Annotated in this window: 10 protein-coding genes; 7 read left to right on the top strand and 3 right to left on the bottom strand. The window is 74.2% G+C overall.

Translation table 11 applies throughout. From position 1 onward, the window contains the following. The 4 genes from ICW40_RS13920 to ICW40_RS13905 all read left to right on the top strand — a co-directional run. The coding region (locus ICW40_RS13920) for a DUF4192 family protein (protein WP_221654620.1) at positions 1–578 on the top strand (578 nt) is incomplete at its 5' end. A 64-nt stretch (positions 579–642) separates the two neighbouring features. Beyond that, positions 643–1,041: a universal stress protein gene (locus ICW40_RS13915; protein WP_221654619.1), complete on the top strand. Its 399-nt coding sequence runs from the start codon at positions 643–645 to the stop codon at positions 1,039–1,041. A gap of 189 nt (positions 1,042–1,230) precedes the next feature. Next, on the top strand, positions 1,231–2,814 hold the full coding sequence (locus tag ICW40_RS13910; RefSeq protein ID WP_221654618.1) for an RNA polymerase sigma factor: 1,584 nt from the start codon (positions 1,231–1,233) through the stop codon (positions 2,812–2,814). A gap of 5 nt (positions 2,815–2,819) precedes the next feature. Next, positions 2,820–3,032 carry a hypothetical protein gene (locus ICW40_RS13905; protein ID WP_221654617.1) on the top strand — a complete coding sequence of 71 codons (213 nt, stop codon included), beginning with the start codon at positions 2,820–2,822 and terminating at the stop codon, positions 3,030–3,032. A gap of 78 nt (positions 3,033–3,110) precedes the next feature. Here the strand turns inward: ICW40_RS13905 and ICW40_RS13900 are convergent, their stop codons facing one another. Together ICW40_RS13900 and ICW40_RS13895 are read right to left on the bottom strand one after the other, a co-directional pair. Then, positions 3,111–3,599 carry a DUF456 domain-containing protein gene (locus ICW40_RS13900; protein ID WP_221654616.1) on the bottom strand — a complete coding sequence of 163 codons (489 nt, stop codon included), beginning with the start codon at positions 3,597–3,599 and terminating at the stop codon, positions 3,111–3,113. Positions 3,600–3,721: 122 nt separating this feature from the next. After that, positions 3,722–3,934, bottom strand: coding sequence for a DUF7455 domain-containing protein (locus ICW40_RS13895; RefSeq protein WP_221654615.1), 213 nt, complete (start codon positions 3,932–3,934; stop codon positions 3,722–3,724). A 192-nt stretch (positions 3,935–4,126) separates the two neighbouring features. On the opposite strand from ICW40_RS13895, the gene ICW40_RS13890 reads away from it, so the two are divergent. Continuing rightward, positions 4,127–6,256 carry a DNA gyrase/topoisomerase IV subunit B gene (locus ICW40_RS13890; RefSeq protein ID WP_221654614.1) on the top strand — a complete coding sequence of 710 codons (2,130 nt, stop codon included), beginning with the start codon at positions 4,127–4,129 and terminating at the stop codon, positions 6,254–6,256. A 54-nt stretch (positions 6,257–6,310) separates the two neighbouring features. After that, positions 6,311–7,330 (top strand): GNAT family N-acetyltransferase, encoded by a 1,020-nt coding sequence (locus ICW40_RS13885; protein ID WP_221654613.1) that lies wholly within the window; start codon positions 6,311–6,313, stop codon positions 7,328–7,330. A 39-nt stretch (positions 7,331–7,369) separates the two neighbouring features. Here ICW40_RS13885 and ICW40_RS13880 read toward each other — a convergent pair whose 3' ends face one another. Beyond that, the gene (locus tag ICW40_RS13880; RefSeq protein ID WP_221654612.1) at positions 7,370–9,820 is read right to left on the bottom strand and encodes a DNA gyrase/topoisomerase IV subunit A; all 2,451 of its coding nucleotides are present in this window, start codon (positions 9,818–9,820) and stop codon (positions 7,370–7,372) included. Positions 9,821–9,947: 127 nt separating this feature from the next. Between ICW40_RS13880 and ICW40_RS13875 the strand changes: the two genes are divergently transcribed. Further along, a partial coding sequence (locus ICW40_RS13875) for a GNAT family N-acetyltransferase (RefSeq protein ID WP_221654611.1) occupies positions 9,948–11,938 on the top strand: 1,991 nt, incomplete at its 3' end.

The following is an 11,938-nucleotide window of genomic DNA, read 5'->3' as shown; positions in this document are numbered from 1 at the left end:
CGCGGGAGCTGCACGCGTGGCGACGCGAGGGCCTCGAGCTCTGGCGCGCCGAGCTCGAGCGCGCGGTCGCCGCCGTGGGACCGGCCGTCGTCGACGGCACGGCGCGCGGTCACGGTGCGTCGCGCGGCGGTCCGCGCCTCAGCCCCATGGCGGCCGTCGTCGCGGGGCGGCTCCAGGCGTTCCTCGACGACGTGCTGTGCCGGGACGCCGCGCTGCTCGGCTTCGTCCCCGGGTCGGCCCGGGTGGCCGACCGTCTCGTCGCGGGCGACGACCGCGAGGTGGGCTCGGCGCTCGGTGCCGTCTTCGACGCGGAGCACGGCGTCCGTCCGGACCCGGTCGTCGCCGCGGCCTGCACCGCGCTGCTCGAGCAGGTCGTCGCCCACAGCTCCCGGCGGGTGCAGGGGCCGGCGCTGACGCTGCTCGCGCTGCTCGCCTGGTGGGAGGGCGACGGTGCGCGCGCGGGCGTGCTCGTGGACCGGGCCCTGCTCGACGCGCCCGGGTACCGGCTCGGGCTCCTGGTGGCCCAGGCGCTCGACGCCGGCATGCCGCCCGGCTGGCTGCGCCGGGCGACGCGGTGAGGAGCCCGCTGATCAGGTAGCGTCGAGCCAGTCCCGCGGGGGCAGTCGTCGCGAAGGAGCACCGATGAGCGTGGTGGTGGGCTATGTCGCCACACCCGAGGGCGGTGCCGCGCTCGACGCGGCGGTCGCCGAGGCCGAGGCCCGGAAGGTCCCGCTGGTGGTCATCCTCAGCGAGCGCAGCCACCGGTTCGGGGCCGAGGCGCCGGACGTCGAGCGCCACGCCGAGGAGCTGCGCACGCGGCTGGCGGGCTCCGGCGTCGAGCACGAGGTGCGGGTCACGGGCAAGGGCAACGACGTCGCCGAGGAGATCATCGGTGCCGCGGAGGCCTCCGCCGCGCACCTCATCGTCATCGGCCTGCGTCGCCGCAGCCCGGTCGGGAAGCTGCTCCTCGGCTCCAACGCCCAGCGCATCCTGCTCGACGCGCCGTGCCCCGTGCTCGCGGTGAAGCCACCGGTCACCTGAGCCGGCCGCGAGCCGGCCACCCGTCCCGGCCTGTCGGCGCGGGCCCGGCGGGCCCGCCAGGAGCGGTCCGGAGTCACCCGGACGGCGTCGACGGCGCAGATCGGGCATGGATCGGCACCCTCCGGACGTTACAATGTCTGTCTGCTCCCGGACGGTCTCTGCGAGCCTGGCGCTGCCGAAAGGTCTTTCGTGTCACCCACCCCCTCTGTTCCCTCCCTCCCGCGTGAGTTCGAGCACCCTGCCCTGCAGGAGCTCGTGCGCCGTGGCCGTACCCACGGCACGGTCGACGCGGCCGCCCTCCGCCACGCGTGCGAGGTGGCCGAGGTCGCCCCAGCGCGGCTCCGCGGTGTGCTGCGCGGCCTGGCCGACGCGGGTGTCACGGTGACCGACGCGGCTCCTCGCGTCGCCGTCGCCGCGGCCGCGAGCCGCCGCTCGAGCAGCACGACGGCCCTGGCCCCCGAGGCGGGTGCGAAGGCGGCCGCCAAGCCGGCTGCCAAGACCGCGAAGCCCGCCGCCAAGGGTGCCAAGACCGGACCGGCGAAGGCCGCGGTCGGCACCGCTGCCGCGAAGCGCGCGGCGGCCGCCAAGGCCGGCGCGCCCGCCGAGACGGACGAGGTCGAGGAGACCGAGGACCTCGAGGTCGAGCCCGCCGAGGACGAGGTGACCGCCGAGGAGGTCGTCGTCGCCGACGACGTCGAGGTCGACGCCGAGCCGGCCGAGGACGAGGCCGCGACCGACGAGACCGAGGTCGCCGCCGCTCCTGCCGCCGCCCCCGCCGCCGAGGAGGAGACGGAGGACGCCGGCTTCACGTACTCGGACGCCGACGACGACGACGCCCCGGCCCAGCAGGTCGTCACCGCCGGTGCGACGGCCGACCCGGTCAAGGACTACCTGAAGCAGATCGGCAAGGTCGCGCTCCTCAACGCCGAGCAGGAGGTCGAGCTCGCGAAGCGCATCGAGGCCGGCCTGTTCGCCGACGAGAAGCTCGCCGGCAACCCGAAGCTCGAGCCGAAGCTGCGTCGCGAGCTCGAGTGGATCGCCGCCGACGGCCGTCGCGCCAAGAACCACCTGCTCGAGGCGAACCTCCGTCTCGTCGTCTCGCTCGCCAAGCGCTACACGGGGCGCGGCATGCTCTTCCTGGACCTGATCCAGGAGGGCAACCTCGGCCTCATCCGTGCGGTCGAGAAGTTCGACTACACCAAGGGCTACAAGTTCTCGACGTACGCGACGTGGTGGATCCGTCAGGCCATCACGCGCGCCATGGCGGACCAGGCGCGGACCATCCGCATCCCGGTCCACATGGTCGAGGTCATCAACAAGCTCGCCCGCGTCCAGCGGCAGATGCTCCAGGACCTGGGTCGCGAGCCCACGCCCGAGGAGCTCGCCAAGGAGCTCGACATGACGCCCGAGAAGGTCGTCGAGGTCCAGAAGTACGGCCGCGAGCCCATCTCGCTGCACACGCCCCTCGGCGAGGACGGCGACAGCGAGTTCGGCGACCTCATCGAGGACTCCGAGGCGGTCGTTCCGGCGGACGCGGTGAGCTTCACGCTCCTGCAGGAGCAGCTGCACCAGGTGCTGGACACGCTCTCCGAGCGTGAGGCCGGCGTCGTCTCCATGCGCTTCGGCCTCACCGACGGCCAGCCCAAGACGCTCGACGAGATCGGCAAGGTCTACGGCGTCACGCGCGAGCGGATCCGCCAGATCGAGTCGAAGACCATGTCGAAGCTGCGCCACCCGAGCCGGTCGCAGGTCCTCCGCGACTACCTCGACTGACGCGCATGAGCTCGACGGCTGCCGGCCGGGTGCTGGCCTGCCTCGCCCTCGTCGCCGCCTGCGGCCTGGCCCTCCTCGTGCACGAGCAGGGTCAGGCCGACGGCATCCTCGTCGGGCTGTCGCTCCTCGGGGTCGTCGCCGGTGCGGTCGTCGTGGTGCGCGACCAGCGCCGCGGGCGTGCTGCGCCCGGCTCGTCCCGGTCCCGCCTCACGCGCTGAGCGTCGGCGACCCGTCCCACCCCGCGAGGTGCGGGCGCGCCGGTTGCGACGGAGCTCGGTGCTGCCGAGCTCGGGCGCTCAGCGGCCGACGCCGACCAGCACCGCGACGAGCCACGTCGCCGCGGCCGCGCAGGCGAGCCCGAGCTCGACGAGCATGCCGAGCGCCGTCGCCCTGACGGCCAGGAACGCCGACCGGCGTGCCGCCGTGACGTCCTGCAGGCGCACGTACTCCATGCCGAAGAGCGCGAGCGGGAAGAACACCAGCAGTCCGACGACCGGGATGACGAAGAACCCGACGATCCCGGCGAGGCCCGCCACGACGATCGACCTGCGCGGCACGCCGGCGTCGGAGACGCGCTTGCCCGCGACGACGTAGGTCGCGGCCCAGCCGACGGCGAGCAGCATGAGGACGACCGCGAAGACCGCCCACGCGGCACCGGCGTCGCTGTCGAGCGCCCATACGAGCACCGCCACCGCGATGAGCAGCGAGCCGGGCAGGACCGGGACGACGATCCCCACCAGGCCGACGAGGATCGCGAGCCCTACGAGCTGGGTCACCAGGTCCATGCGTCAGCCTCCGTGCGTGGGAACCCCGCCGCACGGGGTGGGTGCCGCTGCGGCGCAGCAGCCGAGGGTACGACGAAGGGCCCGGCACGGACGAACCGTGCCGGGCCCTTCGTCGTGGTCGGTCAGCGGGCCGGGGCGCCGTGCTCCTCGAGGAGACGGTCGGTCTCGTCCTGGACGAGGACGGCGACGTCCGCGAAGGCGGACGCGTGGCGGCGCGCGTGGTGCGCGCAGAACAGGAGCTCGCCGCTCGGCAGGACGACACGCACGTATGCCTGGGCACCGCAGCGGTCGCAGCGATCGGCTGCGGTCAACGGGGAGGTCTGCGTCGTGGTCACCGCTCCATACAACCACCCGGTACCGACGCAGGCCTGCCGGATCGCGGGATATTCGCTGACCGCGTAGTTCTTCCGTCCCTGGCGCCGCAGGGCGTGACCACATCGCAACCGTGCCGCCGCCGTCCCGTGACGTGCCGTGATGCTGCGGCACGCCTCCCCGGCCGTGTCGGCGCCAGCGACTACCCTCGTGACGTGACCAGCACGGTGTCCGAGTCCAGCTACACCGCCCGCCACCTCTCGGTGCTCGAGGGGCTCGAGGCGGTGCGCAAGCGACCCGGCATGTACATCGGGACCACCGACTCGCGCGGCCTGATGCACTGCCTGTGGGAGATCATCGACAACGCGGTCGACGAGGCGCTCGGCGGGCACTGCGACCGGATCGAGATCGTGCTGCACCGGGACTCGTCGGTGGAGGTCAGGGACAACGGCCGCGGCATCCCGGTCGACGTGGAGCCCAAGACCGGCCTCACCGGTGTCGAGGTCGTCTTCACCAAGCTGCACGCGGGCGGCAAGTTCGGCGGCGGCTCGTACGCAGCCTCGGGCGGCCTCCACGGCGTCGGCGCGAGCGTCGTCAACGCCCTGTCCTCGCGTCTCGACGTCGAGGTGGACCGCGGCGGGCGCACGCACCGCATGACGTTCCACCGGGGCGAGCCCGGGGTGTTCGCGGACCCGGCCGGCGGTCCCGACCCCGACGCGCCGTTCACGCCGTTCGTCGACGCCTCCGAGCTCGCGGTGACCGGCAAGGTCGCACGCGGCCGCACGGGGACGCGGGTGCGCTACTGGGCGGACCGGCAGGTCTTCCCGCGCACCGCGGTGTTCTCCTACGACGAGCTCGTCTCGCGCGTGCGCCAGACGACGTTCCTCGTGCCGGGCCTGACCGTCACGGTGCGCGACGAGCGCGGGCTGCCCGGCACGCCGGGTGCCGAGGCGCCCCACGAGGAGACGTTCGTCCACCACGGCGGCACCGTGGACTTCGTCGAGTTCCTGGCGCCGGACGCGCCGGTGACCGACACGTGGCACCTCACGGGGGCGGGCACGTTCACGGAGACCGTCCCGGTCCTCGACGGCCGCGGGCACCTCACGTCGCAGGAGGTCACGCGCGAGTGCGAGGTCGACGTCGCGCTCCGCTGGGGCACCGGCTACGACACGGAGATGCGGACCTTCGTCAACATCATCTCGACGCCCAAGGGCGGCACGCACCTCGCCGGCTTCGAGCAGGCGCTCGTCAAGACGCTGCGCAAGCAGGTCGAGCTCAACGCCCGCCGGCTCAAGGTGTCCACCAAGGACACGTCGGAGCGCATCGAGAAGGACGACATCCTCGCCGGGCTCACCGCGGTGCTCACCGTGCGCCTCTCCGAGCCGCAGTTCGAGGGCCAGACGAAGGAGGTCCTCGGCACCGGACCCGTGCGCGGGATCGTCGCCAAGGTCGTCGAGACGGAGCTCACCGCCCTCCTGACGTCGTCGAAGCGGGACCTGAAGACCCAGGCGTCGCTCGTCCTGGACAAGGTCGTCGCCGAGATGCGCGCTCGCCTCTCCGCGCGCAAGCAGAAGGAGATCTCCCGGCGGAAGAACGCGCTCGAGACGTCCGCGCTGCCGGCCAAGCTCGCCGACTGCCGCAGCGACGACGTCGAGCGCAGCGAGCTGTTCATCGTCGAGGGCGACAGCGCCCTGGGGACGGCCAAGCTCGCCCGGAGCTCGGACTTCCAGGCCCTGCTCCCGATCCGGGGCAAGATCCTCAACGTCCAGAAGGCGTCGATCTCGGACATGCTCAAGAACGCCGAGTGCGCCGCCATCATCCAGGTCATCGGGGCCGGATCGGGTCGCAGCTTCGACCTGGAGGCGGCGCGCTACGGGAAGATCGTCCTGATGACGGACGCCGACGTCGACGGCGCGCACATCCGGACGCTGCTCCTGACCCTCTTCTTCCGGTACATGCGGCCGCTGGTCGACGCGGGACGCGTGTACGCCGCGGTCCCGCCGCTGCACCGCATCGAGGTGATCGGCGCCGGCTCGCGCAAGAACGAGTACCTCTACACGTACTCCGAGGCCGAGCTCGCGGCGACGCTCAAGAAGCTCGAGCGCTCCGGGCGGCGCTACAAGGAGGACATCCAGCGGTACAAGGGTCTGGGCGAGATGGACGCCGACCAGCTGGCCGAGACGACGATGGACCCCCGCCACCGGACGCTGCGGCGAGTCCGCGCGCAGGACGCGGCGGCCGCCGAGGCGGCGTTCGAGCTGCTCATGGGCTCGGAGGTCGGGCCGCGCCGCGACTTCATCGTGGCGGGAGCCGGTCAGCTCGACCGCGCGCGCATCGACGCCTGAGCCGGGCGCTCGCGCTGCGTCGGGCCGACCCGGCGATCACCTAGGGTGACCTGCGTGAGCACGCTCGAACCGATCGCCGTCCGCGCCGACCCACCCGCCGTGCTCGACCTCCCGCCGGCCCACCTCGAGCTGACGTGGCGACCGCTGCAGCTCGCGGACGCGCCCGCCCTGCACACGCTGCTGCAGGCGATCGAGGAGGCCGACGCCGCCCCGCAGCGCGAGTCCTACGACGAGGTCGTCGACCTCTTCAAGGGGGCGTGGAAGGACCCGCACCGCGACAGCCTCGTCGGCCTGGACGCCGACGGCGTGCCGCGGGCGTACGGGATCGTCGAGGTGCGTCCGGGCGACACCACGACGGTGCGGGCGTTCCTGCGGGGCGGGGTGCACCCGCAGTGGCGCGGCCGCGGCCTGGGCCGCGCGGTCGTCACGTGGCTCGAGGGTCGCGGGCGGCAGAAGCTCGTCGAGGCCGGCAAGGACCTGCCGGCCCGGCTCGCGGTGTACGTCGACGAGGCCGCGCGCGACCAGCGCCGGCTCTGGGCGGCCGCGGGCTTCAGCCCCGTCCGGTGGTACACCGACATGCGCCGGGACCTCGCGGTGCCGCTGCCCGAGGCCACGCCGCCCGCGGGCGTGCGCGTCGTGGGCTGGACGCCCGAGCTGGACGACGCGGTGCGGGTCGCCCACAACGAGACCTTCTCGGACCACTGGGGCTCAGAGCCGCAGACGCCCGAGACGTGGGAGCACGACAGCCACTTCATGCCCTCGTGGAGCTTCGTCGCCCTCACCGAGGACGACGAGGTCGCAGGCTACCTCGTGTCCGGCCGGTACGAGCAGGACTGGGAGCCGCTGGGCTACACGTGCGGCTACACCGAGCTGCTCGGCGTCCGACGGGGATGGCGCGGCACGGGCCTGGCCTCGGCGCTGCTGCGGCGTGCGATGGAGGCCTACCGCGCCGACGGCATGGAGTACGCGTCGCTCGGCGTCGACACGGCCAACCCGAGCGGTGCCCACGGGCTGTACGAGCGGCTCGGCTACGAGGCCACGCACGGGCAGGTGCTCTACAGCGTCGAGCTCTGAGGCCCGACCCCCCACCCCCGACGGAGCGGGGGCCCGGGCTCAGCCCAGCGCGTGCACGGGCGCGGGCAGCGTCACGCCCGAGCCGTCGCGGCGGGGGTCGAGGGCCGGCAGCTCGAGCGCCTGACCCGCCGAACCCGTGGCGCGTGCGGGGGAGGGGCCGACCCAGGCGAGCAGCAGGGTGTCCTCACCGCGGAGGAACCGCTGCGCGCGGACGCCGCCCGTGGCGCGTCCCTTGGCGGGGTAGACGTCGAAGGGCGTGACCTTGGCCGAGCCCGGCTGGGTGCCGGGCAGCGCGGACGACGTGCCCGCGACCGTGACGACCATGGGCTCCGCGGCACCGTCCGGCACCGCGCCGAAGAAGACGGCGCGCTCGCCCGCGGCGAGCTTGACGCCCGCCATGCCGCCCGCGGGCCGCCCCTGCGGGCGCACGGACGACGCGGCGAAGTGGAGCAGCTGCGCGTCGCTGGTGACGAACACCAGCTCGTCGGCCTCGGTGACGCATGCGGCGCCGACGACCTCGTCGCCGTCGCGCAGGCCGATGACGTCCCACGCGTCACGGCTCGGCGCCTGCTCGCTCACGACCCGCTTCACGACCCCCGAGGCGGTGCCGAGCGCGAGCGTCGGCGCATCGGCGCCGAGGCCCACCAGGGCGAGCACCCGCTCGCCCGCGGCCAGCTCGAGCACCTCGCTCACCGGCACGCCGCCCGACAACGACGGCGGCCCGTCGGTCGGCGGCATGCCCGGCAGGTCGAGCACGGGCAGCCGGAGCACCCGTCCGCGGCTCGTGACCGCACCGATCTCGCCGCGCGTCGAGGTCAGCACGCTCGACGTGAGCACGTCGTGCGCCGACCGGCGGCCGTCGCGCACCGGAGCCGTCGCGTCGGCCGTGCGGGCCAGCAGACCGGTGCCCGAGAGCAGCGCCCAGCACGGCGCGTCGGCGATCTCGAGCGGCGCCTGACGCGCCGCCGGCGCGCCGACGACGCCGGTCCCGCCCGCGTGCTCGAGGAGGATGGTGCGGCGCGGCGTCCCGAAGGTCCGCGCGACGTCGGCCATCTCGTCGCTGACCACCGTCCGGAGCAGCGCGTCGTCACCGAGCACGGCCTCGAGCTCCGCGATCTCGCGCCGCAGCTCCTCCGCCTCCTTCTCGAGCTCGATCCGGGAGAACTTCGTCAGGCGGCGGAGCCGCAGCTCGAGGATGTACTCGGCCTGCGGGGTGGACAGGTCGAACACGCTCATGAGCCGCTCACGCGCGACCTCCGCGGTGTCGGACGCCCGGATCACCTGGATCACCTCGTCGATGTCGACGATCGCGACGAGCAGGCCCTCGACCAGGTGCAGGCGCTCGCGCCGCCGCGCCAGGCGGTGCTCCGACCGCCGCCGCACGACCGTGATCCGGTGGCTCACCCAGACCTCGAGCAGGTCGCGCAGACCGAGCGTGCGCGGCTGACCGTCGACGAGGGCGACGTTGTTGATGCCGAAGGAGTCCTCCATCGGCGTGAACCGGTACAGGTGCTCGAGCACGACCTCCGGGTCGAAGCCGCTCTTGACCTCGATCACGAGCCGCAGCCCGTGCTGCCGGTCGGTCAGGTCGGTGACGGCCGTGATGCCCGCGAGCTTCTTCGCCTGCACGGCCTCCTTGACCTTCTCGATGACCTTCTCGGGGCCGACGAGGTAGGGCAGCTCCGTGACGACGATGCCCTTGCGCTTGGGCGTGACGTTCTCGATCCGCGCCGTCGCTCGCGTGCGGAAGCTGCCGCGGCCGGTCCGGTACGCGTCCCGCACGCCGTCGAGCCCGACGATCTTGCCCCCGCCCGGCAGGTCGGGCCCGGGGACGAACCGCATGAGGTCCTCGAGCGTGGCGTGCGGGTGCGCGACCAGGTGCCGGGCCGCCGCGACGACCTCGACGAGGTTGTGCGGCGCCATGTTGGTCGCCATGCCGACGGCGATGCCCGAGGTGCCGTTGACCAGCAGGTTCGGGATGGCCGCGGGCAGCACCTCGGGCTGGGTCAGCTTGTTGTCGTAGTTCGGCACGAACTCGACGACGTCCTCGTCGAGGTCCGAGACCATCGCCATGGCCGCCGCCGCGAGGCGGGCCTCGGTGTAGCGCGGGGCCGCCGGGCCGTCGTCGAGCGAGCCGAAGTTCCCGTGACCGTCGATCATCGGCAGGCGCAGCGAGAAGGGCTGCGCGAGGCGAACGAGCGCGTCGTAGATCGCGGTGTCGCCGTGGGGGTGGAGCTTGCCCATGACCTCGCCGACGACGCGGGCCGACTTCACGTACGGCCGGTCGGGCCGCAGCCCCATGTCGGACATCTGGAACAGGATGCGGCGCTGCACGGGCTTGAGGCCGTCGCGCGCGTCCGGCAGCGCGCGGGCGTAGATGACCGAGTAGGCGTACTCGAGGAACGACCCCTCCATCTCCGCCGCGACGTCGATGTCGACGATGTTCTCCTCGACGGGTCCGCTCGGGACCTCGGGGGTGCGGCGGGCCATCGTCGGGGCTCCTCCTGGTCGTGGTGCGCGTCGGTCGCCCCGGGAGCGGGCGCCCGCGGACCCTCCATTGTCGCCGCTCGCGGCCGGTCACCGGTCCACCGACGCGCCCGGCGGCTAGCCTGGCGGGGTGAGCGACGCGGCCCTCCCGACCTCGCAGCCGGCCCCCGGGCCGGCGGGGGAGCCGACGACCCGGACGGACGGGGCCGATGCCGAGGCCGCCGGGTACCCGCGGCACTGGGAGGCCGACGTCGTGCTGCGCGACGGCGGCACGGCACGCGTCCGTCCCATCCGCGCGGCCGACGCCGACCGCCTGCAGGCCTTCCACGTGCGCCAGTCCGAGCGGTCCACCTACTTCCGCTTCTTCGCGCCGCTCGAGCGGCTGCCGGAGCGCGACCTGAGCCGGTTCACGCACGTCGACCACCACGACCGCGTCGCGCTGGTCGCCGTGACGGACGACGCCGACGGCCCCGGGGGCGAGCGCATCATCGCCGTGGCCCGGTACGACCGGACGGCGCCGGGCGAGGCGGAGGTCGCGTTCAACGTCGCCGACGACCACCACGGGCGGGGGCTCGGCTCGGTGCTCCTCGAGCACATCGCCGCCGCGGCCCGCGAGCGGGGCATCCGCCGTTTCACCGCGGAGGTGCTGCCTCAGAACGGCCAGATGCTCGCCGTCTTCCGCGTGGCCGGGTACGCCGTGAGCCAGCACCTCGACGACGGGATCGTCACGGTGTCCGTCGACCTGGACCCGACCGAGCGGTCGCTCGCCGTGATGGCCGACCGCGAGCACCGCGCCGAGGCCCGGAGCGTGCACACGCTGCTCACGCCGTCGTCGGTGCTCGTCGTGACCGACGGGGACCCGGCGACGCGCCGCCCGGCGCTCGCGGTCGTCGAGCACCTGCGGGGTGCCGGCGAGCCGCGCGCCGACGGCGTCCCGGTGGTCCGGCCGCAGGTCCACGCGGTCGGCCTCGGCGGCGCCGCGGACGACGACGACGTGGTCCACCACTGGCCCGACGTCGCCGCGGTGCCCGGTCCCGTGGGCCTCCTCGTGCTGGCGGTCGCCGCGCAGGACGCGGCGGGCGTCGTGCGTCGCTGCGCCCGGCTCGGCGCGCACGCCGTCGTGGTGCTCACGGGCGGCTTCGCGGAGACCGGTCCCGACGGGCTGGCGCACCAGCGCGAGCTCGTGCGCGTCGCGCACGGCGCCGGGATGCGCGTGCTGGGGCCCGCGTCGTTCGGCTTCTTCCGGCACGGCAGCGACGACGCGCCGACGGTCAACGCGTCCCTCACCCCCGTCGTGCCGCAGCCGGGGCGGCTCGCGCTCTTCTGCCAGTCCGCCCCGCTGGCGGTCGGGATGCTCGCGTCCGCACGCCGCCGCGGCCTGGGGCTGTCGACGTTCGTCTCGTCCGGGAACCGGGCCGACGTCTCGGGCAACGACGTCATGCAGTTCTGGACCGAGGACGACGCGACGTCCGTCGTCGGCCTCTACCTCGAGTCCATCGGCAACCCGCGCAAGTTCACGCGCGTCGCGCGCCGGCTCGCCGCGGTCAAGCCCGTGGTCGTGCTGACGGCGGGACGCTCGGGCCACGTGGTGCCGGCCGGTCACGCCGTGCGGTCGACGCGCGTGCCGCGCCGTGCGCTCGAGGAGATCCTGCGCCAGTCCGGCGTCGTCCGGGTCGACAGCCAGCACGCCCTGCTCGACGTCGCCCAGCTGCTCGTGCACCAGCCGCTGCCCGCGGGGCGGCGCGTGAGCGTCCTCACGGGGTCCGAGCCGCTCGCCGCGCTCGTGGCCGAGGCGGCGTCGTCGGCCGGGCTCAGCGTCGTGGACCGCCGCGCGATCCTGGCCGCGGGGGAGTCGGACGAGGAGGTCGCGCGGCTCGACGCCACGCTCGCGGAGGTGTACTCCGACCCGGGCGTCGACGCGGTCGTCGTCGCGCACGTGCCGACGCTCGGCGCACCCGACCCGCGGGTCGCGGCCGCGGTGGCGCGCGCGGCGGCGGGGTCGGACCGCACGACGGTCGCGTGCGTGCTCGGGCTCAGCGGCGTCACCCCCGAGCTCACCGCGCCGGACGCGGACGGCGTCCCGCGGACGGTCCCCGCGTACGCGGCCCCCGAGGACGGCGT

This window comes from Actinotalea ferrariae (genome assembly GCF_019733465.1).
GTDB lineage: Bacteria > Actinomycetota > Actinomycetes > Actinomycetales > Cellulomonadaceae > Actinotalea > Actinotalea ferrariae_A.
Note: the sequence above shows the minus strand (reverse complement) of the source record. Positions and strands in the feature narration are given on the sequence as shown.

Excerpts from the sequence above, each read along its gene's own strand:
- ICW40_RS13905 (WP_221654617.1), top strand. The coding sequence starts at position 2,820 with ATGAGCTCGACGGCTGCCGGCCGGGTGCTGGCCTGCCTCGCCCTCGTC.
- ICW40_RS13900 (WP_221654616.1), bottom strand. The coding sequence starts at position 3,599 with ATGGACCTGGTGACCCAGCTCGTAGGGCTCGCGATCCTCGTCGGCCTG.
- ICW40_RS13880 (WP_221654612.1), bottom strand. The coding sequence starts at position 9,820 with ATGGCCCGCCGCACCCCCGAGGTCCCGAGCGGACCCGTCGAGGAGAAC.
- ICW40_RS13915 (WP_221654619.1), top strand. The coding sequence starts at position 643 with ATGAGCGTGGTGGTGGGCTATGTCGCCACACCCGAGGGCGGTGCCGCG.